This is a genomic window from Streptomyces sp. NPDC088747, from assembly GCF_044751025.1.
Classification (GTDB): domain Bacteria; phylum Actinomycetota; class Actinomycetes; order Streptomycetales; family Streptomycetaceae; genus Streptomyces.
On sequence record NZ_JBIVKZ010000017.1, the window covers coordinates 82,495 to 107,879 of the forward strand.

A 25,385-nucleotide genomic window follows, 5' to 3' on the forward strand; every position below is an offset into this window, starting at 1 on the left:
GGCGGGGGCAGTTGGGGCGCGTCGGCCGCGGCACCGACATACGGCCCTCCCCGCGGAGGACCCGGCCAGGGGGTCATCCCCGGGAAGTACGCCTCCGGGACAGCGCCCTGGTCGTGAAGGCGGACGCGGCCGGGGCGGGCGGACCACACAATGTGCGGATGGGGATGGAGACGCAGGACCGGCGCGGCGCGTGGCAGTACCTGTGCGACGCGCTGCGGCCGGAGGCGAAGTCGGCCCCGCTGTCGCGGCGGGCGGTGCGCGCGGACCTGGTGCTGGCGGTCGTACTGACGGTGGTGGCGCTGATCGTGGCGGCGCGGTATCCCGGCGACGGACCGGTACGCATCGCCCCGGAGACCGGGTTCGAGATGCCGGTCCCTCCCGAACCGCCTGAACCCTTCTGGCCGCGCGGGGAGTTCGGGCCCCGGGGGGAGTTCGGGCACGAGGAGCCCCCGGCCGTGCCCTGGCCCCTGGTCGTCCTGTCGGCGCTGCCGCTGGCGGCCATGCGCAGGTATCCGCTCGGTGTGTTCGCGGTGGTGCTCGGCGCGGCGCTGGCCATCGGTGACGACGCCTCCTGGATCAACGTGCTCACCATCGTCATCGGCGCCTACAGCGCGGTCATGTACAGCCGTTACCGGGCGGGAGCGCTGGCCGGGCTGGTCGTCGCCGCCGTACTGGCCGGTCTGGCGTTCCGGGAGGCCGAGCCCATGCTCCCGGCGTGGTCGAGTCCAGCGGTCGTGCTGCTGATCGCCGGGGTGCTGGCCGGTCTGGTCCGGCTGTCGCGGGGGCGGCTCGCTGCCAGCCGGGACCGGTTCACGCGGTTGCAGAAGGCGCAGGAGGAGGCGATGCGCCGGGCCGTCGAGGAGGAACGCGCCCGCATCGCCGCCGAGTTGCACGACGTCGTCACCCACAATGTGAGCGTGATGGTGATCCAGGCGGGGGCGGCGCGCAAGGTGATGGACGCGGCGCCGGAGCGGTCGAAGGAGGCGCTGTTGGCGGTGGAGGCCGGCGGCAGGGCGGCGATGGCCGAACTCCGGCATGTGATGGGCCTGTTGGCCTCCCCGGACACCGGCCGCGTCGACACTCCCGCCGACGGCCTGGAGCCCCAGCCCGGACTCGCCCAGCTCGACGCCCTGATCGAACGGGTACGGGCGGCCGGGACCCCGGTGGGCGTCGCGGTGTCCCTGCCGCCGGACCCGCTGCCGCCGGGGGTGGAGCTGACGGCGTACCGCGTGGTGCAGGAGGCGCTGACCAACACGATCAGACACGCACCCGGCGCCGAAGCCTCCGTGACGATCGGTCACACCGACGACTTCCTGGAGATCGAGGTCATGGACGACGGCGCCGCATACGACGCCCCGCTCACCGGAGCCGCAGCCGGAGCCGCAGCCGCAGCCGGAGCCGGGACCACGACCGGCATCGGGACCACGACCGGCACTGGACCTGGACCTGGCACCGGCACCCGCACCGGCTCCCGCCCGGCGGACGCCGTTCGCCCGGCGGACGCCCCCCGCCCGGCGGACGGCACCGGCCGCGGCCTGATCGGGTTGCGCGAACGCCTCGCCGTGTACGGCGGTGACCTCACCGCCGGACCGACCCCCGCCGGTGGATTCCGCGTCACGGCCCGCGTCCCGTGGCGGACCGCGTGAGCCGGCCGCCGCTGCGCGCCGTCATCGCGGACGACCAGGCCCTGGTGCGCACGGGTTTCGGGATGATCCTCGCCGCCGACGGCATCGAGGTGACGGCCGAGGCGGCCGACGGGGACGAGGCGGTCGCCGCCGTCCGGCGCACCCGGCCCGACGTCGTCCTCATGGACATCCGCATGCCGCGGATGGACGGCATCGAGGCCACCCGGCGGATCCTCGACGGCGAGGGGCCGGGGGAGACGCGGGTCATCATCCTCACGACGTACGACCTCGACCACTACGTCTACGCTGCGCTCACCGCCGGGGCCAGCGGCTTCCTGCTCAAGGACGTCACCCCCGAGCATCTGGTCGCCGCCGTACGCCTGGTGCAGTCCGGCGACGCGCTGCTCGCGCCCGCGATCACCCGCCGGCTGATCGAACGCTTCGCCCACCGTGAGGAGAGCCGGGCGGCCACCGTCCACCGCGACCTCACCGGTCTGACCCCGCGCGAGCTGGAAGTGCTCCGGCTGCTGGCGACGGGACTCAGCAACGCCGAGCTCGCGGAGCGGCTGTTCCTCAGTCCGACGACGGTCAAGACGCACGTCGGCCGCATCCTTTCGAAGCTGGACCTGCGCGACCGCGTGCAGGCCGTCGTCCTCGCCTACGAGACCGGCCTGATCTCGCCGGGCGGTCCGGTGGGCACCGGCTGACGCGGGCATCTTCCCCGCGCCCTCTGGACATCCCTCGCTCGTGCCGCAACCATGAAGCAACTCCATACGGTATGCAATCTACAGTATGGACACTCGCTCCGACATTCCGGGTCGGCCCGGGTGCGGGTTCCGGACCGGCCGACGAACAAGTGAGGCGGCGATCATGACGAAGGCTCTAGAGGGCGTGCGCGTCCTGGATATGACGCACGTGCAGTCCGGCCCGTCCGCGACCCAGATCCTCGCCTGGCTCGGTGCCGACGTGGTCAAGCTGGAGACGCCGACCGGTGACATCACGCGCAGCCAGCTTCGCGACCTCCCGGACGTCGACTCCCTCTACTTCACGATGCTCAACAGCAACAAGCGCAGCATCACCCTCAACACCAAGTCCGAGCGCGGCAAGGAGATCCTCACCGAGCTGATCCGCACCTCCGACGTCCTGGTCGAGAACTTCGGGCCGGGCGCGATCGACCGCATGGGCTTCAGCTGGGACCGCATACGCGAGCTGAACCCCCGTATCGTCTACGCCTCCATCAAGGGGTTCGGTGAAGGCCCGTACACCAACTACAAGGCGTACGAGGTCGTCGCCCAGGCGATGGGCGGCTCGATGTCGACCACCGGGTTCGAGGACGGGCCGCCGATGGCGACCGGCGCGCAGATCGGCGACTCGGGCACCGGTATGCACGCGGTGGCGGCCATCCTCGCCGCCCTCTTCCAGCGCACCCACACCGGCCGCGGCCAGCGGGTCAACGTGGCCATGCAGCACGCCGTGCTCAACCTCTGCCGGGTGAAGCTCCGCGACCAGCAGCGGCTCGCGCACGGCCCGCTCGCGGAGTTCCCGAACGAGGACTTCGGCGACGAGGTGCCGCGTTCGGGCAACGCGTCGGGCGGCGGCCAGCCCGGCTGGGCGGTCCGGTGCGCGCCCGGCGGCCCCAACGACTACGTGTACGTGATCGTGCAGCCCGTCGGCTGGAAGCCGATCAGCGAACTCATCGGCAGGCCCGAGCTCGCGGAGGATCCCGAGTGGGCCACCCCCGAGGCGCGGCTGCCCAAGCTGGCGAAGATGTTCCAGCTCATCGAGGAGTGGACCCGGACCCTGCCCAAGATGCTGGTGCTGGAGGCGCTCAACGCCCACCACATCCCCTGCGGCCCCGTCCTGTCCACCAAGGAGATCATCGAGGACCCCTCGCTCGCCGCCAACGAGATCGTCGTGGAGGTCGAGCACCCCGAGCGCGGCACGTACGTCACGGTCGGCAACCCGCTGAAACTGTCCGACTCCCCGGTCAAGGTGGAGCGGTCCCCGCTGCTCGGCGAGCACAACGAGGAGATCTACCTCCACGAACTCGGCCTCTCGCGCGAGGAGCTGCCACTGCTCAGGGCGCAGGGTGTGATCTGACCGACTCCCACTCGTCCCCCCACCTGTCCGATCCCTGCCTTCGTAGCAGGTCGGAGGGGGTGTCGCCGGTTTGATAGGCGGCACTTATGACGTAGAAGTCGTTCTCTCTTTGACTACTTCTCTCGGCCTGGCCGAAGCTGATCCGGCGGGAGTCCGGCGTCCGTCGCGGCGCCGGATCCGTCGTGCGCGCGGGAGCGGCAGAGAGGCACAGGCGAGAGCATGAGCACCATCGAGGACCCGGAAGACCGTCTCGAAGTCACGCCGCCCAAGACCTGGGCGACCGGACTGCCCGCCGTCACCCACGCGATCCAGTACTCGCTGGGCCAGACCTCGGTCCGGCGCACCGCGCTGACCCTGCTGAACATCAATCAGACCAAGGGCTTCGACTGCCCCGGCTGCGCCTGGCCCGAACCCGCGCCGGGCCACCGGGCGAAGAACGAGTACTGCGAGAACGGCGCCAAGCACATCAACGACGAGGCGACCTCGCGCCGGGTCACCGCCGACTTCTTCCGCGAACACCCGGTGTCCGAGCTGGGCCTGAAGTCCGACTACTGGCTCAACCAGCAGGGCCGGCTGACCGAACCCATGGTCAAGCGGCCCGGCTCCGACCACTACGTGCCGATCGGCTGGGACGACGCGCTCGGGCTGCTCGCCGAGGGACTGCGCGCTCTCGCCTCGCCCGACGAAGCCCTCTTCTACACCTCGGGCCGGCTCAACAACGAGGCCGCCTTCCTCCTCCAGCTCTTCGCCCGCGCGTACGGCACGAACAACCTGCCCGACTGCAGCAACATGTGCCACGAGTCGAGCGGTTCCGCGTTGGGGGAGACCCTCGGCATCGGCAAGGGCAGCGTGAGCCTCGACGACATCCACCACTGCGACCTCGTGTTCGTGGTCGGGCAGAACCCGGGGACCAACCACCCGCGGATGCTCACCGCGCTGGAGGAGACCAAGCGCAACGGCGGTCACGTCGTCGCAGTGAACCCGCTGCCCGAGGCCGGTCTGATGCGGTTCAAGCACCCGCAGAAGGCCCGCGGGATCGTCGGCCGAGGCACCGAGATAGCCGACCAGTTCCTCCAGATCCGACCCGGCGGCGACCTCGCCCTCTTCCAGGCGCTGAACCTGCTGATCCTGGAGGCGGAGGAGGCCGCGCCGGGCACCGTCCTGGACCACGGGTTCATCGACTTGTCCACGACCGGGTTCGAGTCTTTCGCCGCGCAGGCCCGCAAGGCGAACTGGGACGACATCCTCGAAGCCACCGGCCTCACCCGCGAGGAGATCGAGGAGGTGGGCGAGCGGGTCCTCGGCGCGAAGAGCGTCATCGTCTGCTGGGCGATGGGGCTCACCCAGCAGAAGCACGCCGTCCCCACCATCCGTGAGGTCGTCAACTTCCTTCTGCTGCGCGGCAACATAGGCAGGCCCGGCGCCGGCGTCTGCCCGGTGCGCGGGCACAGCAACGTGCAGGGCGACCGGACCATGGGCATCTGGGAACGCATGCCGCAGAGCTTCCTGGACGCCCTGGAACGCGAGTTCGCCTTCACCCCGCCCACCGCGCACGGCCTGGACTCGGTCAACGCCATCCGGGCCATGCGGGACGGCCAGGCCAAGGTCTTCGTCGGCGTCGCGGGCAACTTCATCCGGGCCACGCCCGACAGCGACGTCACCGAGCGGGCGATGCGGCGCTGCACCCTCACCGTGCAGATCTCCACCAAGCTCAACCGCTCGCACACCGTCTGCGGCGAGACCGCGCTGATCCTGCCCACGCTGGGCCGCAGCGACCGGGACGTCCAGGCGGGCGTCGAGCAGTTCATCACCGTCGAGGACTCCATGAGCGAGGTGCACGCCTCCCGGGGCCGGCTGCACCCCGCCTCACCGCACCTGCTCAGCGAGGTGGCGATCATCGCGCGGCTGGCCCGGCGGACCCTGGGCGACCGACCGGCCATCCCCTGGGAGAAGTTCGAGGCGGACTACGGCACGATCCGCGACCGGATCTCCCGGGTCGTCCCCGGCTTCGACGACTTCAACGCCCGGGTCGACCGGCCCGGCGGCTTCCGGCTCCCCAACCCGGTGAACCAGGGCGTGTTCCCCACCCCGAGCGGCAAAGCCGTCTTCACCTGCAACGACTTCGAGATGCTGAGCGCGCCCCCGGGCCACCTGCTGCTCCAGACGCTGCGCTCGCACGACCAGTGGAACACCGTCCCGTACGCCATGAACGACCGCTACCGCGGCATCCACAACGGCCGCCGCGTGGTCCTCGTCAACCCCGCCGACCTGGCGGCGCTCGGGCTCGCCGACCGCAGCGAGGTGGACCTGGTCAGCGTGTGGCACGACGGGGTGGAACGCCGCGCGGAGAGGTTCCGGGTGGTCGCCTATCCGACGACCCCGGGGTCGGCCGCGGCGTACTACCCCGAGACCAACGTGCTGGTGCCCCTGGACAGCGTGGCCGACATCAGCAACACCCCCACGTCGAAGGGCGTCGTCGTACGGCTGGAGCCCGCGGCGGCCGCCTGAACCCGCGCACGGCCTCTGGACAAGAGGTCGCGAGCTTGCGAATACTGGCTACTTCATACCGTATACAGGTCCGCGTCCCAAGCCGGGGCGCGGACCTGTGGGCGGGCAGGAACTTTCTCAGGCGCTCGACCGGAGTGAGGTAGCCCAGCATGTCGACATCAGCACCCCGACTCGCCCAGCCCGCCGGCACGGCCCCCGGCGGCGGGACGGTCACCGACCGGCTCGTGGAGGCCAACCGGGCGTACGCCGCCGGATTCACCGACCCCGGCATGGGCGCCCGCCCTGTCCTGGGCGTCGCGGTCGTCGCCTGCATGGACGCCCGGATCGACCTGCACGCCGCGCTCGGCCTCGAACTCGGCGACTGCCACACCGTGCGCAACGCGGGCGGAGTCGTCACCGACGACACGATCCGCTCCCTGACGATCAGTCAACGCGCCCTCGGTACCCGCAGCGTGGTCCTCATCCACCACACCGGCTGCGGCCTGGAGAGCCTGACCGAGGAATTCCGCGTCGAGCTGGAGATGGAGGTCGGGCAGCGGCCGGCCTGGGCCGTCGAGGCCTTCCGGGACGTCGACCAGGACGTACGGCAGTCGATGCGACGCGTGCGCACCTCACCGTTCCTGCCGCACACCGACGATGTGCGGGGCTTCGTCTTCGACGTCTCGACGGGGCTGCTGCGGGAGATCGACGCGGGGGACTGAATCGCTGCGAGCGAGCGAGCGAGCGGTCGGCCGGGCGGGCGGGCGGGCGATGGGTGATGGGCGCGATCGGCGGTGCCGGCGGTCACCCGGGGCGCCGGGCGGCCTCCGCGGCGATCTGCGCGCAGTAGAAGTCGGCGGTGTTCCGGGTGTGCCGGCCCATGAGCTGTTCGGCACGCTCGGGGTCGCCGTCGGCGATGGCCTGGATGATCCGCGCGTGTTCGCTCCAGGCGTCCGTGCCGCGGGGCTTGGCGATGGGCATGTAGTACCAGCGCACGCGCCGGTCGACCTGGGGGATGAGTTCCGCGAGCACCGCGTTGCGTGAGAGGTGCGTGATGTGGCCGTGCAGGGCGGCGTTCGCCTCGACGATGGCGTGGGCGTCGCCGGCCGCGAGGGCGGTGAGCCCCACCTGCTGGAGCTCCCACAGCCGCTCGACGTCCCGCGGGGTGGCGTGCTCCGCGGCGCCCCGCGCGGAGTGCGTCTCCAGAACGCCGCGGACGCTGAGGAGTTGGGTGCACTCCTCCGGGGTGGGGGAGTGCACGAACGCCCCCTGGGCCGGGCGCAGGTCGACCCAGCCGGTGGTGTGCAGCCGTTGCAGCGCCTCGCGGATGGGCTGGCGGCTGACGCCGAGATGGTCGGCGAGCTCGGCCTCGACGAGGTGCTGGCCCGGTTTGAGGGTGCCGTTGATGATCAGCTCGGTAAGGGTGTCGTGGACCGCCTGGCGCAGCGGCGCGGGCCGGACTATCGGCCCGCGCGCCGCGACGCTGGGTGTGTCGGGCAAGGGCCCTCCCCGTCGTCGGACTGCTGATCCCGAACCATTGGCTTCGGGATACTGACTTTAGTATGCAATAGCCACACCGGGCGCCGTCCGTGCCGCGGAAATCGAGGAAATCCCCCCTCCTGCCAATTGGCCGCCGCGCACCCCTGGCGTATTCACGCGGATGCAGAATACTGTATGCAATCATGTTCGCCCCGCCGTCCGGCGGAGCCGCACCCGAGGAGGGGGTCACCCCGTGTCGTACCGCACCGCTCTCGCCGAAGTCCTGAGCACCGTCGTCGGGCCGGCCGCCGCGCCGGTCGGCGCGGAGTCGAGGTTCCCCCGCGCCTCGGTGACGGCGCTCGGCCGCGCCGGGCTGCTGGGGCTCACCGTCTCCACGGAATTCGGCGGCGCCGGAGGAGGGCTGCCGGAGGCCGCCGAGGTGGTGGCCAGGACCGCCCGCCTCTGTCCGGCGACCGCGGCCGTGCTCCAGTCGCACTACGCGGCGGTCGCCGTCGTCGAGTCCCACGGCGGCGCCTGGATCCGCGGCGAGATCGCCGCCGGACGCCATCTCGTCAGTCTCGCCCTGGCCGAGGACGGTCCCGGCCCGCGGGGCCTGCCGGGGGAGTTCTGGGCGGCACGCTCCACCGCCGTCCGCACCGGTGACGTGGTCGCGCTCCGGGCCCGTAAGCACCAAGTGGTCGCGGCGGGGGAGGCGGACAGCTACATCTGGTCCTCCCGGCCGCTCACGGCGTCGGAGGGGCTGACGCTCTGGGCGGTTCCGGCACACGCCCCGGACCTGTACGTGCCCGCCCGACCCGACGGCGCGGGGCCCGGCGGCAGCGCCACGTCCACGGTGGTCGCCGACCCGGTACTGGTTCCCGCCGACGTGATGCTCGGACAGGACGGCGCGGGGCTCGACATCGTGCTGCGCACGGTGGTGCCATGGATGCTCGAACTACGGGCGGCGGCCGGCGCGGAGACGATCGGTCCGGCCGGGTCCGACGTGCTGCTCCGGGCCGCTCCGCAGCAGGCCGCCGATTCCCTCGCGGCGTCCTGAGGCCCGGCTGTGATGTCGCTGACGGGGCCGCCCGCGCGGTCAGTCCTTGGTGGCCCCGGCGGCGATCTGCTTGCGGTAGAAGTCGGTGGTGCGCTCGGTGTGCTTGCGCATGACGTCGCTCGCGCGGTCCGCGTCCCCCTTGGCGATGGCCTTGATGAGCTGGGAGTGCTCGTTCCAGGCCTCCTTGCCGCGGGGCTGGGCGATCGGGGTGTAGTACCAGCGCACCTTCTGGCCCACCAGCGAGATCAGCTCGGACAGTACGGCGTTGTCGGCCACGGAGGTGACGAAGGCGTGCAGTGCGGTGTTGGCCGCGACGAGGCGTTCGACGTCGCCCTCGGCGAGCGCGTCGACGCCCTCCTGCTGGAGCTCCCAGAGCCGCTCGACGTCCTGGGGCTTCGCGTTCTCGGCGGCGAGCTGGGCCGAGTAGGTCTCAAGGACCGCGCGGACGCTGAGGAGTTGGGCGGCCTCCAGCTCGGTGGGGGAGTGCACGAAGGCGCCCTGGGCGGGGCGGAGGTCGACCCAGCCGTTGGTCTGGAGCCGTTGCAGCGCCTCGCGGACCGGCTGCCGGCTGACGCCGAGGTGTTCGGCGAGCTCGGCCTCGACGAGGTGCTGGCCCGGCTTGAGGGAGCCGCTGACGATCAGTTCGGTCAGGGCGTCGTAGACGGCCTGGCGCAGCGGTGCCGGGCGGGTGACGCGCCGGGACGCGGCGGCCGTGAGTGCCTCGCGCATGGTTGCCCCGTTCTGCCACCGGGCCGGTGCGGCCGACGGCTCTGCCAAGTGGTGGTCGCCGGGGATCACCGACGGTCGCCTCAGCATACAGGTTTTGGTATGCAAGATGGTGGGCGCCGTGGCGGGTACGGCGATGGGTGCGACGGAGGGCCGTCGCTGGTCGGCCGGGGTGCGGGCGGCCGGGCCGGGTCCCGGTCGAGGACCGGAGGAGGACCGGTGGAGACGCTCCGGGGTCTTCGCCGTCCGGGAGTGTTCCCCGACGGAGTTCTGTATACAGAAGCCTGTATGGGGTACTGTCACAGTCCCCTGTAAGCATCGCCATCGGCTCTTGGAGAGCGATCATGACGACCAGCGGGAGTGACGTGACGGTCGAGAACGTGGTGCGGCGGGTGGCGGCCCGTCACCGGGACGAGCGCGGCGCGCTGCTGCCCGTACTGCACGCCGTCCAGGCCGAGTTGGGCCACGTGCCACAAGAGGCGATACCGGTGCTCGCCGACGAGTTCAACCTCTCCCGCGCGGACGTCCACGGAGTGGTGACCTTCTACCACGACTTCCGCCGGGAGCCCGCCGGACGCACCGTGGTGAAGATCTGCCGCGCCGAGGCCTGCCAGGCCCTGGGCGCCAACGGCCTGGTGGGATACGTCCGCGAGGCCGGACTGTCGCTGGGCGGGACGACGGCGGACGGGGCGGTGAGCGTGGAGCAGGTCTTCTGCCTCGGCAACTGCGCTCTGGGACCGGCGGTCGAGGTGAACGGCCGCCTGCACGGACGAGTGGGCCCGGCCGAGCTGGGCGCGATCCTCAACGAGGCGGTCTCCTCATGAACGGCACTCCGGACCCCACACAACGGCCCGACACCACGGCCACCCCCGGCCCCAGGACGAGGATCTACGTCCCCCGCGACTCGGCGGCCAGGTCCGTCGGCGCGGACGGGGTCGCCGAGGCCCTGCAACTGGCCGCCGCCGAAGGTGACTTCGACATCGACGTCGTACGCAACGGATCGCGCGGCATGCTCTGGCTCGAACCGCTGGTCGAGGTGGTGACCCCGCGAGGCCGCGTCGGCTACGGACCGGTCGCCCCCTCGGACGTCGAGGGCCTCCTCGCCGCCGGTCTCCTCGACGGCGCCGAACACCCGCTGCGGCTCGGCCTGGTGGACGAACTGCCCTGGCTGGCCGGCCAGACCCGCGTCACCTTCGCCAGGATCGGTGTCACCGACCCGCTGTCCACCGAGGACTACGAGGAGCACGGCGGACTGGCGGGGCTCCGGGCGGCCCTGGCCCTCTCTCCCGAGGACGTGGTCACGGAGGTCACCGACTCCGGACTGCGCGGCCGGGGCGGCGCGGGATTCCCGGCCGGCATCAAGTGGAAGACCGTGCTCGGCTGCGCCGACGAGCTCAAGTTCGTCTGCTGCAACGCCGACGAGGGCGACAGCGGGACCTTCGCCGACCGGATGGTCATGGAGGGCGACCCCTTCATGCTCATCGAAGGCATGACGATCGCCGCCCACGCGGTGGGCGCGCGGGAGGGCTACCTCTACATCCGCTCGGAATACCCCGACGCGGTGGCCACGATGCGCGCGGCGATCGGCAGCGCCCGCGAACACGGCTGGCTCGGCCGGAACATCCTCGGCTCCGCCCTCGACTTCGACCTGCACGTCCGGGTCGGCGCCGGCGCGTACATCTGCGGCGAGGAGACCTCCATGCTGGAAAGCCTGGAGGGCAAGCGCGGCACGGTCCGCGCCAAGCCGCCGATCCCCGCCATCGAGGGCCTGTTCGGCAGACCGACGGTCGTCAACAACGTCCTCACCCTGGCCACCGTCCCCGTCGTCCTCGCGGACGGCGCGAAGGCGTACCAGGAACTCGGCGTCGAACGCTCCCGAGGCACCCAGGTCTTCCAGCTCGGCGGCAACATCGCGCACGGCGGCATCGTGGAGACCGCGTTCGGCATCACCTTGCGCGAACTCGTCGAGGACTACGGCGGCGGTACGCACTCCGGGCGCCCGGTGCGCACGGTGCAGGTCGGCGGGCCCCTGGGCGCCTATCTGCCGACGACGATGTTCGACCTGCCGATGGACTACGAGGCGTTCGCGGCGGCCGGTGCGATGGTCGGCCACGGCGGACTCGTGGTGTTCGACGACAGTGTCGACATGGCCGCCCAGGCCCGTTTCGCGATGGAGTTCTGCGCCGAGGAGTCCTGCGGCAAGTGCACGCCGTGCAGGGTCGGTTCGGTGCGCGGTGTCGAGGTGATCGACAAGATCGTGGCCGGTCAGCACCGGGACGAGAACCTGGCGCTGCTGGAAGACCTGTGCGACCTGATGACCGACGGCTCGCTGTGCGCGATGGGCGGTCTGACACCGATGCCCGTACGCAGCGCCATCGCCCACTTCCCCGACGACTTCCTCGGCGGACGGCGAAGCCTGGAGATCCACCCCGTGACGACGACTGGCGTGAGGACGGAGGGCACGGCATGACACTGCTCAAGGAACCCGACTTCGGCACCCCGGAGAGGCCCGGCGAGGCGACCGTCTCGGTGGAGGTCGACGGGCTGCCGGTGACCGTGCCGGAGGGCACTTCGGTGATGCGCGCCGCCGCGCAGGCCGGCATCGACATCCCCAAACTGTGCGCCACCGACAGCCTGGAGCCCTTCGGCTCGTGCCGGCTGTGCGTGGTCGAGATCGACGGCAGGCGCGGCACCCCGGCGTCCTGCACCACACCCTGCTCCGAGGGAATGGTGGTGAACACCCAGACGCCGAAGGTGGAGAAGCTCCGCCAGGGCGTCATGGAGCTCTACATCTCCGACCACCCGCTGGACTGTCTCACCTGCCCCGCCAACGGCGACTGCGAGTTGCAGGACATGGCGGGCGTGGTCGGGCTGCGGCAGGTGCGCTACGGCTACGAGGGCGAGAACCATCTCGACGCCGAGAAGGACACCTCCAACCCCTACTTCGACTTCGACCCGTCCAAGTGCATCGCCTGCTCCCGCTGTGTGCGCGCCTGCGACGAGGTGCAGGGCACGTTCGCGCTGACCATCGAGGGCCGCGGCTTCGACTCCAAGGTCTCGGCGGGCGCCGGAGAGTCCTTCATGGACTCCGAGTGCGTCTCCTGCGGCGCCTGCGTACAGGCCTGCCCGACATCGACACTCCAGGAGAAGTCGGTCGTCGAACTGGGCATGCCCACCCGGTCGGTGATCACCACCTGCGCGTACTGCGGCGTCGGCTGCTCCTTCAAGGCCGAGCTGCGCGGCGACGAAGTGGTGCGGATGGTGCCCTACAAGGACGGCGGCGCCAACGAGGGCCACTCCTGTGTGAAGGGCCGCTTCGCCTTCGGCTACGCCTCGCACCCCGACCGCATGCTCAAGCCCATGGTCCGCGAGAGGATCACCGACCCCTGGCGCGAGGTCGAGTGGGACGAGGCCATCAACACCGTCGCCACGAAGATGCGGGAACTCCAGGGCCGGTTCGGGCCGAGTTCGATCGGCGCCATCTCCTCGTCGCGCTGCACGAACGAAGAGGTCTACGTCGTACAGAAGATGGTGCGCGCGGCCTTCGGCAACAACAACATCGACACCTGCGCCCGGGTCTGCCACTCCCCGACGGGATACGGACTCAAGCAGACCTTCGGCGAGTCGGCGGGCACCCAGGACTTCCGCTCGGTCGCCGAGGCCGACGTCATCATGGTGATCGGGGCCAACCCCACCGACGGGCACCCGGTGTTCGCCTCCCGGATGAAGCGCCGGCTGCGGGAGGGCGCCGAACTCATCGTGGTCGACCCGCGCCGGATCGACCTGGTGCGTTCGCCGCACATCGAGGCCGCCCACCACCTCCAGCTGAAGCCGAGCACCAACGTCGCCGTCGTCAACGCGATGGCGCACGTGGTGGTCACCGAGGGGCTGGCCGACCTGGCCTTCGTGGCCCAGCGGTGCGAAGGCTTCGCCGAGTGGGCCGAGTTCGTCGCCCGTCCGGAGAACAGCCCGGAGGCGACCGAGGAGATCAGCGGCGTACCGTCGGAGGAACTGCGGGCGGCCGCGCGGCTGTACGCGGCGGCGCCGAACGGCGCCATCTACTACGGCCTCGGGGTCACCGAGCACAGCCAGGGCTCGACGATGGTCATGGGTATGGCCAACCTCGCGATGGCGTGCGGCAACATCGGCCGTGACGGCGTCGGCGTCAACCCGCTGCGCGGGCAGAACAACGTGCAGGGCTCCTGCGACATGGGCTCCTTCCCGCACGAACTGCCCGGCTACCGGCATGTGTCCGACGACGCCGTGCGCGACGTCTTCGAGAAGCTCTGGGGCGGCACGCTGCTGGCCGAGCCGGGCCTGCGCATCCCCAACATGTTCGACGCCGCGATCGACGGGACCTTCCGGGGCCTGTTCGTGCACGGCGAGGACATCGCGCAGTCCGACCCGAACCTCAAGCACGTCACCGCCGCGCTCGAAGCGATGGAACTGGTCGTCGTGCAGGACCTGTTCCTCAACGAGACGGCCAAGTTCGCGCACGTCTTCCTGCCCGGGGCGTCCTTCCTGGAGAAGGACGGCACGTTCACCAACGCGGAGCGCCGGATCAACCGGGTGCGCGCGGTGATGAAGCCGAGGACCGGCAAGCACGAGTGGCAGATCATCAGCGAGATCGCCACCGCGATGGGCTACCCCATGGCGTACGACCACCCGAGCCGGATCATGGACGAGATCGCCTCGGTGACGCCGACGTTCACCGGTGTCTCCTTCGAGGTCCTCGACAAGCTCGGCAGTGTCCAGTGGCCGTGCAACGAGTCGGCTCCCGAGGGCACTCCGGTCATGCACATCGACGAGTTCGTGCGCGGCAAGGGGAAGTTCGTGGTCACCAACTACGTGGCGACCAACGAGCGCAGCACCCGCCGCTTCCCGCTGGTGCTGACCACGGGCCGCATCCTCAGCCAGTACAACGTGGGCGCGCAGACCCGCCGTACCGGCAACGTCGCCTGGCACCCCGAGGACATCCTGGAGCTGCATCCGCACGACGCCGAGACCCGGGGCATCAGGGACGGGGACCTGGTGACGCTGGCCAGCCGGGTCGGGCAGACCTCGCTGCACGCGGTGATCTCCGACCGGATGCCGGCCGGCGTCGTCTACACCACCTTCCACCACCCGGTGACCGGCGCCAACGTGGTGACCACCGAGAACTCCGACTGGGCGACCAACTGCCCGGAGTACAAGGTGACCGCCGTACAGGTCGGCCTCGCCCATCCGCTCGGGCAGGGCGCGGCAGAGACCGCCGAGGACGGCCGGCGTCTCGTCACGGTGGTGGAGTGATGGCGGGGGGCGTGGCACCGGAGTCCAGGATGGCGAACGACATCGCGGCGAACCACACGCACCTGTCGGGCGAGGCCGCCGCCGAGGCGATCGCGGGGCACATAGGGAGGTTCTGGGACCCGCGCATGCGCAACCGGCTGTACGAGTTCGTCGACGCGGGAGCGGACGGCATCGACCCGGCGGTGGTCGCCGCGGTCCGGCTGCTGCGGTGACCGGCGGGCCGCGCCGGCGCTCGGGGCCGGTGCGGCCCGCCGGTCCCGGGACCGGGGTCAGCCGCCGATCGCCGACATCGGGCGCTGGGGCTGGAGGAAGGCCGGGTCGTCCAGACCCGAACCCGCCTTCTTGCCCCGCATCGCGGTTCGCCAGCGGTCGGCGATCTCCCGGTCGGTGGCACCCGCGCGCAGGACGGCGCGCAGGTCGGACTCCTCCCGGGCGAAGAGACAGTCGCGGACCTGGCCGTCGGCGGTGAGCCGGGTGCGGTCGCAGGTCCGGCAGAACGGCCGGGTGACGGAGGCGATCACTCCGACGCGGCCGGGTCCGCCGTCGACCAGCCAGCGTTCGGCGGGCGCGGAGCCGCGTTCGGCGGGGGTCTCGGGAGTGAGCGTGAAGCGGGCGGCGAGCCGTTCGAGGATCTCGGCCGCGGTCACCATGTCGGTGCGCTGCCAGCCGTGTTGGGCGTCCAGCGGCATCTGCTCGATGAACCGCTGCTCGTAGCCCTCTTGGAGGCACAGGCCGAGCAGGCCGGCGGCCTCACCGTCGTTGACGCCGCGCATCAGGACCGTGTTCACCTTGACCGGCGTGAGCCCGGCCGCACGGGCGGCGGCGAGACCCGCGAGGACGTCGTGGTGCCGGTCGCGGCGGGTGAGCGTGCGGAAGACCTCCGGGTCCAGGGTGTCGAGGGAGACGTTGACCCGGTCGAGCCCGGCGGTCCGCAGCGCCTTCGCGGTGCGGGCCAGGCCGATGCCGTTCGTGGTGAGGGAGAGCCGGGGACGCGGGCCGAGAGCGGCGCAGCGTTCGACGATGCCCACCAGACCCGGGCGGAGCAGCGGCTCGCCGCCGGTGAAACGCACCTCGGTGACGCCGAGTTCGGTCACCGCGATCGAGACCATCCGCACGATCTCGTCGTCCGTGAGCAACTCCGGCTTCGGCAGCCACCGCAGGCCCTCCGCCGGCATGCAGTACGTGCACCTCAGATTGCACCGGTCGGTCAGCGAGACCCGCAGATCGGTGGCGGTCCTGCCATGGGTGTCGGTCAGCATGTCGGTCAGCACCGGCCGTACCCCTTCGCGTCGATCTTCGCTTTGTCCGGCAAGAGCCGCCCCTTTCGCTCCGTGTCACGAGACTGTACATCGCACGAGGATACTGCATACAGTATTCATCAGATCCCCGCTGGGAGGAGCATCATGAAAATCGCGGTTCTCGGAGCAGGTGCGATCGGTGCCTATGTCGGCGCGGCACTGCACCGCGGTGGCGCCGAGGTCCACCTCGTCGCGCGGGGCGAGCACCTGAAGGCCATCCGGGCCCACGGCGTACGGGTCAACAGCCCGCGCGGCGACTTCGTGGCCCGGCCCCACGCGACCGACGACCCGGCCGAGATCGGCGCCGTGGACTACGTGTTCCTGGGCCTGAAGGCACACTCCTACCCCTCCAGCGGACCGCTGGTCGCCCCGCTGCTCGGCGAACGGACCGCGGTGGTGGCCGGGCAGAACGGCGTGCCGTGGTGGTACTTCCACAGACTGGCCGGCCCCTACGAGGGACGGCGGATCGAGGCGGTCGACCCCGGTGGCGCCACCAGCCGGGTGCTGCCGCCGGAGCGGGCGATCGGCTGCGTGGTGTATCCCGCCACGGTCATCGAGGCCCCCGGGGTCATCCGGCACCTGGAGGGCACCCGGTTCTCGCTCGGCGAACCGGCCGGGGGAGTCTCCGACCGGTGTACGGACCTGAGCGAGGCCATGGTCGCGGGGGGACTGAAGAGCCCGGTGGAACCCAACCTGCGCGACGACATCTGGATCAAGCTGATGGGCAACGTCGCCTTCAATCCGATCAGCGCGCTCACCCGGGCGACGATGGCCGACATCTGCCGGCATCCGCCCACCCGGCGGCTGGTCACGCTGCTCATGGAGGAGACCCTCGACATCGCCTCCCGGGTCGGCAGCAAGCCCGACATCTCGATCGAGAAGAGACTGCGCGGCGCCGAGGGGGTCGGGCATCACAAGACCTCGATGTTCCAGGACCTGGAGGCGGGTAAGCAGCTGGAGCTCGACGCCATCGTGACGGCGGTGGTGGAGATGGCCGACATCTCCGGCGCCGACGCACCCACACTGCGCGCTGTGCACGCCGCCACCGACCTGCTGGCGCGCAGCGCGGACAAGGACGTGACCGTCCAGGCTCGATAGGCTTGGATGATCACATGGCACCAGCGAGGAGTCGTTCATGCTGTTCCGTCAGCTGGAGTACTTCGTAGCGGTGGCCAGGGAGAGACACTTCGCCCGGGCGGCGGAATCCTGCTACGTCTCGCAGCCCGCGCTCTCGGCGGCGATCGCCAAGCTGGAGCGCGAGCTCAACGTCACCTTGATCAACCGCGGGCACAACTATCAGGGCCTCACACCGGAAGGCGAACGGCTCGTGGTGTGGGCCAAGCGGATCCTCGCCGAGCAGGACGCGTTCAAGGCCGAGGTGGCCGCCGTGCAGTCCGGGATCACCGGCACCCTGCGGCTGGGCACCGACCCCACGGCGTCGACGACCCTGGCCCTGCCCGTGGCCGCGTTCTGTGCCGCGCACCCGCTGGCCAAGGTGCAGGTTCGCTCCCGGCTTTCGACCAAGGAACTCCACCGCCAGCTGCGCGACTTCGAACTGGACGTGGCGATCGCCCACTTCGACCCCGGGGACCAGGAGGGGCTTCAGGTCGTCCCGCTGTACCAGGAGCGGTACATGCTGCTGATCTCCGCCGACCAGCTGCCCACGCAGACGGCCTCCACGATGACCTGGGCGGACGCGGCCCAGCTGCCGCTGGCGCTGCTGACCCCGGACATGCGGATCCGCCAGACCATCGACGCCGTCTTCGCGGACAAGGGGTTCGTGGTGACCCCGCAGGTGGAGACCGACTCGATCGCCTCCCTCTACGCGCACGTCGGCGGCGGGGAGTGGGCCAGCATCGTGCCGCACGCCTGGCTGCGCGCGATGCCGGTGATCGGCCGGACGCGCGCCCTTCCCCTGGTCGACCCGGAGGCCGGCGCGCAGGTCTCGGTGGCGATCCACGCGGCCACCCCCGGCTCGGTCGCCGCCCGCGCGTTCGTCAACGCGGCGACGGGCCTGGCCCTGGACGACTTCTTCAACCAGCCCCTGACAGCGGAACACCGGGTCCGCTGAACCGCGTTGCCGACGGTCGGGATTTGCCGTTGTGCTGGCCGGTGTTGCCGATGGGCGGGATTTGCTGGCCCGTGTTGCCGACGGTCGGGCTTCGCCGTCGTGCTGACCCGTGTTGCCGACGGGCGGGATTTGCCGTCGTGCTGGGCCCGTGTCGCCGATGGCTGGGATCTGCCGTCGAGTTGGCCTGTGTCGCCGACGGCCGGGCTTCGCCGTCGTGCTGGCCCGTGTCGCCGACGGCCGGCCCTCGCCGTCGAGTTGGCCCGCGTCCCCGACGGCCGGGCTTCGCCGTCACGCCGGCCCCCTCCCCGACGGCCCGGCCTCGCCGTCGTGCTGCCCCGGCATGCACCCATCGCACCCGTCGCAGGTCCCGAACCCCCGCCTCACGGCGCGTACCTGGCCTCCACCGCGAGTCGGTCGAGGGCTCCCTTGGCCGTGTGCGGCAGGGCCGGGACGAGGTCGAGGCGGTCGGGTGTCTCGAAGGGGGCCAGGCGGTCGCGGGTGTAGCGCAGGATCTGTTCGGAGTCGAGGGTCTCGCCCTCGCGCAGGACCACGGCGGCGCCGATCCGCTGCCCGTGGACCGCGTCGGGAATGGCGTACACGGCCGCCTCGGCGACGCCGGGACAGCCGGCGATGATGTCCTCGACATGCTCGGGGGAGATCTTCTCGCCGCCCCGGTTGATCAGGTTCTTGATCCGCCCGGTGAGCGACAGGTACCCGTCCTCGTCAAGGATCCCCAGGTCCCCGGTGCGCAGCCACCCGTCGGCGAAGCTGTGTGCCGTCTCGCCCGGATTGCCGAGGTAGCCGCGGGTGACGCCGGGCCCGCGCACCCACACCTCGCCCTCGGTGCCCACCGGACACGTACGCCCGCTCGCGTCGACGACGCGCAGGTCCACTCCGGTGGGCCTGCCGACCGACCCCTGCTTCAGCGGCCCCCGCGAGGGCAGCGGTTCGCTGGTGGCCTGGTGGGTGGACTCGGTCATCCCGTACGCGGACAGCAGCGGCGCGCCGAACGTGCGCTCCAGCGCCCGCTGGGTGGCCGTGTTGAGAGGTGCGCTGCAACTGCGGACGAACTTCAGCGACGGTGTCCGCGGACCCGGGTACTCGGTCCCGGCGCGATCGAGCAGGATCTCGTGAATGGTCGGGACCGCGGTGAACCAGGTGGCGCCGGCCGCCCCCATGTCGTCCCAGAACGTGTGCGCCGAGAACCGCCCCCGCTCCGGCAGCAGCACACATCCCCCGCTGGCCAGCGACGCCAGCAGCGCGGCGAAGAGACCGTGGCCGTGGAAGAACGGCATCACCGCGACCGTCGCGTCGCCCGGCCCCAACTCGTAGCCGGCGCAGATGTTCCGCAGGGACGCGGCCACGTTGGCGTGCGTCAGCGGGACCATCTTCGCGCGGTCGGTGGTGCCCGCGGTGAACAGGACGAGCGCGTCCCGCCCCGAGAGTTCCTCCGCCGCGCCCCGCACCTCACGAACGGCACGCTCCCCGGTGTCCAGGTCGACCGAAGCGGTCCCGGCACGGGAGGCGATCACACGCAACGGCCAGGTGGGAAAAGGGACTTGGGCCGCCGGTGGCGCGTCGGAGACGGACGGGCCGAGCAGGACCGCCTGGGCGCCCAGCGATTCGAGCCGGGCGGACAACTGCGACTCCGGCAGCGTCGGGTCCAAGGGAGCGACCACCAGACCGGCCCGCGCCGCGCCGAGCAACGCGACGACGAACTCCGCGTTGTTGGCGCAGATCAGCCCGATCGCGTCCCCGCGCCGCAGCCCGGTTCCGCCGAGCCGGGCCGCCACGTCGTCGGCCAGGCCCGAAAGGGCGCGGTAGGAGAGATGGACCCGGTCCCCGGTCACGACGAGGGCGCGGGCATGCGGACGCTCACGAACCTGACGGTCCAGGAGATCGACGAGGCCCGTCACCGGAGGAAGCCGGTACCGGTCCGCGCCGCACACGGACGCCGCCGTTGGCACGGCCATGACTCCACCTCCCGTGCGACGTCTGATGAACCGGTCCACTGCGAGCCTGCGGCGGTGTGCGGTGGGCGTCCAATACGTACTGGCGAACGGCCGATAGCAGGTGTCTATCAAGAGGGCTGCGCAGCAGGTCCGGGGGTCGCCGCCGACCGTCGATAGATGCTGGTTATCAGCTGGTCGTCGATGGGTCTTGGACGCGGCGAGCCCAGGTCAGGAAGGTGAGATGAGTAGCCGCACCGGCAGGAACTGCCCAAGGAGGACCTCGGATCATGACCGCCCCCTCAACTGTGGAGACAGCGGCGAGCGCCGACGTGACGACCGAGCTCACCGACGGGTACCACCTGGTCGTCGACGCGCTCAAGTTGAACGACGTGGACACCATCTACGGGGTGGTCGGCATCCCGATCACCGACCTGGCCCGCCTCGCGCAGGCCCAGGGCATCCGGTACATCGGCTTCCGCCACGAGAGCAACGCGGGACACGCCGCCGCGGCGGCCGGCTACCTCACCAAGAAGCCGGGCATCGCGCTGACCGTGTCGGCGCCGGGATTCCTCAACGGCCTTGTCGCGCTGGCGAACGCCACCACGAACTGTTTCCCGATGGTCCAGATCTCCGGCTCCAGCGAGCGCCACCTCGTCGACCTCAAGCAGGGCGACTACGAGGAGATGGACCAACTGGCCGCCGCGCAGCCGTTCGTGAAGGCCGCCTACCGCGTGAGCCGGGTCGAGGACATCGGCCGCGGTATCGCCCGCGCGCTGCGCACCGCGGTCTCCGGGCGCCCCGGCGGCGTCTACCTCGACATCCCCGCCGCGGTGCTCGGTTCCATCATGGACGCGGAGGCCGGCGCGAAGACGCTGAGCCGTCTCGTCGACCCCGCGCCGCGCCAACTGCCCGCGCCCGAGGCGGTGGACCGGGCGATCGAACTGCTGGCGGGGGCGCAGCGGCCACTGGTCCTGCTCGGCAAGGGCGCCGCGTACGCCCAGGCCGACGACAAGATCCGCGAGTTCATCGAGACCACCGGCATCCCCTACGTACCGATGTCGATGGCCAAGGGCCTGCTGCCGGACAACCACCCGCAGTCGGCGGCCACGGCCCGTTCGCTGGCGCTGAAGAAGGCCGACGTGGTGGTGCTCGTCGGCGCCCGCCTCAACTGGCTGCTCAACCACGGCGAGGGACCGTCGTGGAACCCCGACGCGAAGTTCGTCCAGATCGACATCGAGCCCAGGGAGATGGACAGCAACCAGCCCATCGCGGCCCCGCTGGTCGGGGACATCGAGTCCGTGCTCGACGCGATCGCCGAGCGCACCAAGCCCGGCCAGATCGCCGCGCCCGCCGCCTGGCGGGAGGAGCTGGGCGCGCGGTCGGCGCAGAACGTCGCCAAGATGGCGGAGCGCCTCAAGGCCGACCCGCACCCGATGCAGTTCATGGGCGCGCTGAAGGCGATCCGCGACGTCGTGGTCGAGCGCCCGGAGACGTACATCGTCAACGAGGGCGCCAACGCGCTGGACATCGCGCGCAACGTGATCGACATGCACGTACCGCGGCACCGCCTGGACAGCGGCACGTGGGGCGTCATGGGCATCGGCATGGGATACGCGATCGCCGCCGCCGTGGAGAGCGGCGCGCCCGTGGTGGCCGTGGAGGGCGACAGTGCCTTCGGGTTCAGCGGTATGGAGCTGGAGACGATCTGCCGGTACAAGCTGCCCGTGGTCACCGTGATCATGAACAACGGCGGTGTCTACCGCGGTGACGACGTCAACCCGCTCGACGACGCCCCGTCGCCGACGACCCTGATGCTCTCCGCCCGCCACGACCTGATGATCGAGGCGTTCGGCGGCAAGGGCTACCGCGCGACCACGCCCGCGGAGGTCACCGCCGCCCTCAAGGACGCGCTGGCGTCCGGCGGTCCGGCGCTCATCGACTGCGCGATCGACCCCTCGGCCGGCACCGAGAGCGGCCATATCTCGCACCTCAACCCGAAGGGCATCACCGTCGGCAACATCACGCGGAAGAAGAAGTGAGCCGGCCCATCGCCACCGGGCCCATCGCCATCGGGCCCATCGCCATCGGGCCCATCGCCATCGGGCCCTTCGTCACCGGGCGCCTCGGCCCCGAGCGCTCGATCCCGAACTCCGTCACCCGAACTCCGCCACCCGAACTCCCGCCCCGCACAGCCGACTCTCGCACCGAGAGCATTCAGGAGAAGGAAAACACCATGAGTGAAAAGCCGCTCGCCGGAATCAAGGTGATCGACTTCACCGGGGTCCAGGCCGGTCCCGCGTGTACCCAGATGCTCGCCTGGTTCGGCGCCGACGTCATCAAGGTGGAGCGCATCAACGGCGGTGACGTGACGCGCCGTCAGCTCCGTGACATCCCGGACCTCGACGCCCTCTACTTCACCATGCTGAACAGCAACAAGCGCTCGCTGGCGATCAACACCAAGGCCCCCGAGGGCAAGGAGGTCATGGAGAAGCTGATCCGCGAGGCGGACATCCTGGTCGAGAACTTCGCGCCGGGCGCCATGGACCGGATGGGCCTCGGCTGGGACTACATCCACGAGCTGAACCCGCGGTTGATCTTCGGTTCCGTCAAGGGCTTCAACGACGACTCGAAGTGGAACGACCTCAAGGTCTACGAGAACGTCGCCCAGGCCGCCGGCGGCGCCGCGTCGACCACCGGCTTCTGGGACGGCCCGCCCACCATCAGCGGCTCGGCCCTCGGTGACAGCAACAGCGGTATGCACCTCATGATCGGCCTGCTGACCGCGATCATCCAGCGCAACGAGACGGGCCTCGGCCAGAAGGTCTCGGTGTCCATGCAGGACGCCGTGCTCAACCTCACCCGGGTCAAGCTCCGTGACCAGCAGCGCCTGGAGAAGATCGGCTACCTGGAGGAGTACCCGCAGTACCCGAACGGCGAGTTCGGCGACGCGGTACCCCGTGGCGGCAACGCCGGCGGCGGCGGCCAGCCGGGCTGGATCCTGAAGTGCAAGGGCTGGGAGACCGACCCCAACGCCTACATCTACTTCACGATCCAGGAACAGAACTGGGCGCGCACCTGCGAGGTCATCGGCCATCCCGAGTGGGCCGAGGACCCGGAGTACAACACCGCCCTGGCCCGCCAGCCGCACATCATGGACATCTTCGGCGAGATCGAGAAGTGGCTGGCCGACAAGACCAAGTACGAGGCGGTCGACATCCTGCGCACGTTCGAGGTGCCCTGCGCGCCCGTGCTCAGCATGAAGGAGCTCGCCGCCGACCCCGACATGCGCAAGAGCGGCACGATCGTCGAGGTCGAGCAGAAGGAGCGCGGCACCTACCTGACGGTGGGCAGCCCGATCAAGTTCTCCGGCTTCAAGCCCGAGATCGAGGGTGCGCCGCTGCTCGGTGAGCACACCGACGAGGTGCTCGCGGACCTCGGCTACGACGCCAACGACATCCGCAGGCTGCACGAGGGCAAGGTCGTCGCCTGACGGTCCGACAGGACATGGACGGACCCGGCCCGGCCCGACCTCGGCCGTACATGCCGGTGCCCCACGTGCGGTGGTCGCACGTGGGGCACCGGCATGTACGGAGCGGGAGGGGTCTCAGGCCGTGCTGTGCTCCGCGGCGGCCTCGTTGCGGCGCATCCGCTCCTTCTCGCGGGCCCGGCGCGCGGTGACGTCCCGGATGACCGCGCCGCAGTGGGACGCGCCGCCCGCGGGGTCGGCAAGCAGTACCACGCTGAACTCGATGGAGAGCTTGCGGCCGTCCGCCGCCAGCGCGGGAACGGCGAGCAGGTCCGCCTCCCCGTACCTGCTGGTGCCCTGCTCCATGGCGGTCACGAAGCCGTCCCAGTGCCGCTGTCTGTGCTTCTCGGGGATGATGACGTCCAGGCTGCGCCCGGCGACCTCGTCCGCGGTGAACCCGAAGATGCGCTCCGCACCCCGGTTCCAGTAGCGGATCAGCCCTTCGCGATCGATGATCACCATGCCGTCGGGTGCCTGGGCGGCCATCCCCAGCACCACCTCGGGATCCAGATCTTCCATGTCTCCTCCGAGCCGGGACAGTTGGAGTCGTCACCATACTGCATACAGTTTTACATTGCATACAGTCCGACGGCTTCGTCGGGCTCACGGGGCGCGGGGGAGGGGTGCGGGGGAGTTCTAGGGCCGGAACGGCGTCGGCGGCCGGAGCGGTGATCCGCTCCGGCCGCCGCGCACGGGTCAGGACAGTCCGGCGGAGGACAGCCACGACTTGGCCACGTCCAGCGGGTCCTTGCTGTCGGTCTGCACCTGGCTGTTGAGGTCGATCAGGGTCTCGGTGTCGAGCTTCGCCGAGATCTCGTTGAGGACGGTGACGCCCTCGGCGGGAAGGTCGCTCTTGAACGCCAGCGGGATCACGTTCTGGAAGCTGAACAGGTTCTTCGGGTCCTTGAGGACGACGAACTTGTTCGCGGTGATCGTGGGGTCGGTGGTGAAGAGGTCCGCCGCCTGGATGTTGTTGCCCTTGAGGGCGGCGACGGTGAGCGGACCGCCCGCGTCCAGCGCCTTGAAGGACTTGAACTCGAGGCCGTACTCGGACTTGAGGCCCAGCAGGCCCTGCTGACGGGTCTGGAACTCCGGCGAGCCGCCTATGACCAGGTCGGAGGCCACGTCGGCGAGGTCGGCGATCGTCGACTCGCTGGTGAGGTTGTACTGCTTGGCCGTCTCCTCGTTGACCGCGACCGCGTCCTTGTCCTCGGCCTTGGAGGGCTCGAGCAGGGTCAGCTTCGCGTCGAGCTTCGCGCCGATGGACTTGTTCGTGTCCTCCACCGACGTCGGAACCGCCTTGGCGTCCAGGTAGGACAGCAGGGCGCCGTTGTACTCCGGCATGACCGTGATCGTGCCGTTCTTGATGAGCCCGTAGGTGGTCTCACGGCTGCCGATGTTCAGCTTGTAACTGACCTTGATGCCCTTGGACTTGAGGGCCTCGCCGTAGATGTCGGCGAGCAGGATGCTCTCGGGGAAGTTGTTGGAACCGACCACGACCGTACCGCCCGCGGCGGCGTCATCCTTCAACGGGTCGTCACTGCCGGAGTCGGAGGAACCGCAGCCCGTGAGGGCGGCCGTTGCCGCAACCAGCAGGGAAACAGCGTACGTTGCGGACGTTCTGGTGCTTCTGGCGATGGTCACGTTGGTTTCATCCAGACTTGGCATGGGCGGGCGGCGGCCGAAAAGGCACGGCGTGGCGATGGTCCAGTCGATCCAATCGAGCCCTCTTGCACACAGTCAAGACACGAATAGATCACTGACGGAGACCACAG

At 70.5% G+C, this 25,385-nt stretch carries 21 protein-coding genes; 14 read left to right on the plus strand and 7 right to left on the minus strand.

What is annotated here, in order from left to right:
• The first annotated feature begins 164 nt into the window (after nucleotides 1-164).
• The 5 genes from ACIP79_RS32495 to ACIP79_RS32515 all read left to right on the plus strand — a co-directional run bounded on the left by ACIP79_RS32495 (nucleotide 165) and on the right by ACIP79_RS32515 (nucleotide 6,934).
• Nucleotides 165-1,646, plus strand: a complete 1,482-nt coding sequence (locus tag ACIP79_RS32495) for a sensor histidine kinase (RefSeq protein ID WP_401229223.1) — start codon at nucleotides 165-167, stop codon at nucleotides 1,644-1,646.
• Entirely contained in the window at nucleotides 1,631-2,332 is a 702-nt protein-coding gene (locus ACIP79_RS32500; protein WP_401228929.1) for a response regulator, read from the plus strand. Before ACIP79_RS32495 ends, ACIP79_RS32500 begins: the two co-directional genes overlap by 16 nt.
• A 160-nt stretch (nucleotides 2,333-2,492) precedes the next feature.
• A complete protein-coding gene (gene frc, locus ACIP79_RS32505; RefSeq protein ID WP_401229226.1) occupies nucleotides 2,493-3,725 on the plus strand; it encodes a formyl-CoA transferase in 1,233 nt (410 codons plus the stop codon).
• A gap of 219 nt (nucleotides 3,726-3,944) precedes the next feature.
• Nucleotides 3,945-6,233: an FdhF/YdeP family oxidoreductase gene (locus ACIP79_RS32510; RefSeq protein ID WP_401228932.1), complete on the plus strand. Its 2,289-nt coding sequence runs from the start codon at nucleotides 3,945-3,947 to the stop codon at nucleotides 6,231-6,233.
• Between the two features lie 149 nt (nucleotides 6,234-6,382).
• On the plus strand, nucleotides 6,383-6,934 hold the full coding sequence (locus tag ACIP79_RS32515) for a beta-class carbonic anhydrase (RefSeq protein WP_401228935.1): 552 nt from the start codon (nucleotides 6,383-6,385) through the stop codon (nucleotides 6,932-6,934).
• Between the two features lie 82 nt (nucleotides 6,935-7,016).
• Here ACIP79_RS32515 and ACIP79_RS32520 read toward each other — a convergent pair whose 3' ends face one another.
• On the minus strand, nucleotides 7,017-7,712 hold the full coding sequence (locus ACIP79_RS32520; protein WP_401228938.1) for a GntR family transcriptional regulator: 696 nt from the start codon (nucleotides 7,710-7,712) through the stop codon (nucleotides 7,017-7,019).
• A gap of 232 nt (nucleotides 7,713-7,944) precedes the next feature.
• Between ACIP79_RS32520 and ACIP79_RS32525 the strand changes: the two genes are divergently transcribed.
• The gene (locus ACIP79_RS32525) at nucleotides 7,945-8,748 is read left to right on the plus strand and encodes an acyl-CoA dehydrogenase family protein (protein WP_401228941.1); all 804 of its coding nucleotides are present in this window, start codon (nucleotides 7,945-7,947) and stop codon (nucleotides 8,746-8,748) included.
• A gap of 39 nt (nucleotides 8,749-8,787) precedes the next feature.
• Here ACIP79_RS32525 and ACIP79_RS32530 read toward each other — a convergent pair whose 3' ends face one another.
• Entirely contained in the window at nucleotides 8,788-9,477 is a 690-nt protein-coding gene (locus tag ACIP79_RS32530) for a GntR family transcriptional regulator (RefSeq protein WP_387187713.1), read from the minus strand.
• A 341-nt stretch (nucleotides 9,478-9,818) separates the two neighbouring features.
• Between ACIP79_RS32530 and ACIP79_RS32535 the strand changes: the two genes are divergently transcribed.
• Genes ACIP79_RS32535 through ACIP79_RS32550 form a run of 4 tightly spaced genes read left to right on the plus strand, consistent with a single transcriptional unit; the run spans nucleotide 9,819 to nucleotide 14,975 of the window.
• Nucleotides 9,819-10,298: a formate dehydrogenase subunit gamma gene (locus ACIP79_RS32535; protein ID WP_387187712.1), complete on the plus strand. Its 480-nt coding sequence runs from the start codon at nucleotides 9,819-9,821 to the stop codon at nucleotides 10,296-10,298.
• A complete protein-coding gene (locus tag ACIP79_RS32540; RefSeq protein WP_401228945.1) occupies nucleotides 10,295-11,944 on the plus strand; it encodes a formate dehydrogenase beta subunit in 1,650 nt (549 codons plus the stop codon). The genes ACIP79_RS32535 and ACIP79_RS32540 overlap by 4 nt, the downstream gene beginning before the upstream one ends.
• Entirely contained in the window at nucleotides 11,941-14,763 is a 2,823-nt protein-coding gene (gene fdhF, locus ACIP79_RS32545; RefSeq protein ID WP_401228948.1) for a formate dehydrogenase subunit alpha, read from the plus strand. Before ACIP79_RS32540 ends, fdhF begins: the two co-directional genes overlap by 4 nt.
• Before the next feature lie 29 nt (nucleotides 14,764-14,792).
• Complete coding sequence (locus ACIP79_RS32550) at nucleotides 14,793-14,975, plus strand: formate dehydrogenase subunit delta (protein ID WP_383689080.1); 183 nt, start codon at nucleotides 14,793-14,795, stop codon at nucleotides 14,973-14,975.
• Nucleotides 14,976-15,032: 57 nt separating this feature from the next.
• Here the strand turns inward: ACIP79_RS32550 and moaA are convergent, their stop codons facing one another.
• Entirely contained in the window at nucleotides 15,033-16,022 is a 990-nt protein-coding gene (moaA, locus tag ACIP79_RS32555; RefSeq protein ID WP_401229228.1) for a GTP 3',8-cyclase MoaA, read from the minus strand.
• A 144-nt stretch (nucleotides 16,023-16,166) separates the two neighbouring features.
• Here moaA and ACIP79_RS32560 point away from each other — a divergent pair, with 144 nt between their 5' ends.
• Complete coding sequence (locus tag ACIP79_RS32560; protein ID WP_401228952.1) at nucleotides 16,167-17,159, plus strand: 2-dehydropantoate 2-reductase; 993 nt, start codon at nucleotides 16,167-16,169, stop codon at nucleotides 17,157-17,159.
• Nucleotides 17,160-17,196: 37 nt separating this feature from the next.
• Nucleotides 17,197-18,132, plus strand: a complete 936-nt coding sequence (locus tag ACIP79_RS32565) for a LysR family transcriptional regulator (RefSeq protein ID WP_401228955.1) — start codon at nucleotides 17,197-17,199, stop codon at nucleotides 18,130-18,132.
• 380 nt (nucleotides 18,133-18,512) lie between these two features.
• On the opposite strand, the gene ACIP79_RS32570 is transcribed toward ACIP79_RS32565, so the two are convergent.
• Nucleotides 18,513-20,105, minus strand: a complete 1,593-nt coding sequence (locus ACIP79_RS32570) for a FadD7 family fatty acid--CoA ligase (protein ID WP_401228958.1) — start codon at nucleotides 20,103-20,105, stop codon at nucleotides 18,513-18,515.
• A 266-nt stretch (nucleotides 20,106-20,371) separates the two neighbouring features.
• Here ACIP79_RS32570 and oxc point away from each other — a divergent pair, with 266 nt between their 5' ends.
• Nucleotides 20,372-22,123, plus strand: a complete 1,752-nt coding sequence (oxc, locus tag ACIP79_RS32575) for an oxalyl-CoA decarboxylase (RefSeq protein WP_401228961.1) — start codon at nucleotides 20,372-20,374, stop codon at nucleotides 22,121-22,123.
• On the opposite strand, the gene ACIP79_RS32580 is transcribed toward oxc, so the two are convergent.
• Nucleotides 22,104-22,241 carry a hypothetical protein gene (locus ACIP79_RS32580; protein WP_401228963.1) on the minus strand — a complete coding sequence of 46 codons (138 nt, stop codon included), beginning with the start codon at nucleotides 22,239-22,241 and terminating at the stop codon, nucleotides 22,104-22,106. The genes oxc and ACIP79_RS32580 overlap by 20 nt on opposite strands.
• A gap of 76 nt (nucleotides 22,242-22,317) precedes the next feature.
• Here ACIP79_RS32580 and frc (ACIP79_RS32585) point away from each other — a divergent pair, with 76 nt between their 5' ends.
• Entirely contained in the window at nucleotides 22,318-23,574 is a 1,257-nt protein-coding gene (frc, locus tag ACIP79_RS32585; RefSeq protein WP_399208907.1) for a formyl-CoA transferase, read from the plus strand.
• Between the two features lie 114 nt (nucleotides 23,575-23,688).
• Here the strand turns inward: frc (ACIP79_RS32585) and ACIP79_RS32590 are convergent, their stop codons facing one another.
• Together ACIP79_RS32590 and ACIP79_RS32595 are read right to left on the minus strand one after the other, a co-directional pair.
• Nucleotides 23,689-24,129 (minus strand): PAS domain S-box protein, encoded by a 441-nt coding sequence (locus ACIP79_RS32590; protein ID WP_401228966.1) that lies wholly within the window; start codon nucleotides 24,127-24,129, stop codon nucleotides 23,689-23,691.
• A 177-nt stretch (nucleotides 24,130-24,306) separates the two neighbouring features.
• A complete protein-coding gene (locus tag ACIP79_RS32595) occupies nucleotides 24,307-25,278 on the minus strand; it encodes an ABC transporter substrate-binding protein (protein ID WP_383688225.1) in 972 nt (323 codons plus the stop codon).
• Nucleotides 25,279-25,385 lie beyond the last annotated feature (107 nt).

What these genes read in the sequence shown, in the direction of transcription:
- ACIP79_RS32495 (WP_401229223.1), top strand. Translation starts at nt 165, where the DNA reads ATGGAGACGCAGGACCGGCGCGGCGCGTGGCAGTACCTGTGCGACGCG.
- ACIP79_RS32510 (WP_401228932.1), top strand. Translation starts at nt 3,945, where the DNA reads ATGAGCACCATCGAGGACCCGGAAGACCGTCTCGAAGTCACGCCGCCC.
- ACIP79_RS32515 (WP_401228935.1), top strand. Translation starts at nt 6,383, where the DNA reads ATGTCGACATCAGCACCCCGACTCGCCCAGCCCGCCGGCACGGCCCCC.
- ACIP79_RS32530 (WP_387187713.1), bottom strand. Translation starts at nt 9,477, where the DNA reads ATGCGCGAGGCACTCACGGCCGCCGCGTCCCGGCGCGTCACCCGCCCG.
- ACIP79_RS32535 (WP_387187712.1), top strand. Translation starts at nt 9,819, where the DNA reads ATGACGACCAGCGGGAGTGACGTGACGGTCGAGAACGTGGTGCGGCGG.
- ACIP79_RS32540 (WP_401228945.1), top strand. Translation starts at nt 10,295, where the DNA reads ATGAACGGCACTCCGGACCCCACACAACGGCCCGACACCACGGCCACC.
- fdhF (WP_401228948.1), top strand. Translation starts at nt 11,941, where the DNA reads ATGACACTGCTCAAGGAACCCGACTTCGGCACCCCGGAGAGGCCCGGC.
- ACIP79_RS32550 (WP_383689080.1), top strand. Translation starts at nt 14,793, where the DNA reads ATGGCGAACGACATCGCGGCGAACCACACGCACCTGTCGGGCGAGGCC.
- moaA (WP_401229228.1), bottom strand. Translation starts at nt 16,022, where the DNA reads ATGCTGACCGACACCCATGGCAGGACCGCCACCGATCTGCGGGTCTCG.
- ACIP79_RS32560 (WP_401228952.1), top strand. Translation starts at nt 16,167, where the DNA reads ATGAAAATCGCGGTTCTCGGAGCAGGTGCGATCGGTGCCTATGTCGGC.
- ACIP79_RS32565 (WP_401228955.1), top strand. Translation starts at nt 17,197, where the DNA reads ATGCTGTTCCGTCAGCTGGAGTACTTCGTAGCGGTGGCCAGGGAGAGA.
- ACIP79_RS32570 (WP_401228958.1), bottom strand. Translation starts at nt 20,105, where the DNA reads ATGGCCGTGCCAACGGCGGCGTCCGTGTGCGGCGCGGACCGGTACCGG.
- oxc (WP_401228961.1), top strand. Translation starts at nt 20,372, where the DNA reads ATGACCGCCCCCTCAACTGTGGAGACAGCGGCGAGCGCCGACGTGACG.
- frc (WP_399208907.1), top strand. Translation starts at nt 22,318, where the DNA reads ATGAGTGAAAAGCCGCTCGCCGGAATCAAGGTGATCGACTTCACCGGG.
- ACIP79_RS32590 (WP_401228966.1), bottom strand. Translation starts at nt 24,129, where the DNA reads ATGGAAGATCTGGATCCCGAGGTGGTGCTGGGGATGGCCGCCCAGGCA.
- ACIP79_RS32595 (WP_383688225.1), bottom strand. Translation starts at nt 25,278, where the DNA reads ATGCCAAGTCTGGATGAAACCAACGTGACCATCGCCAGAAGCACCAGA.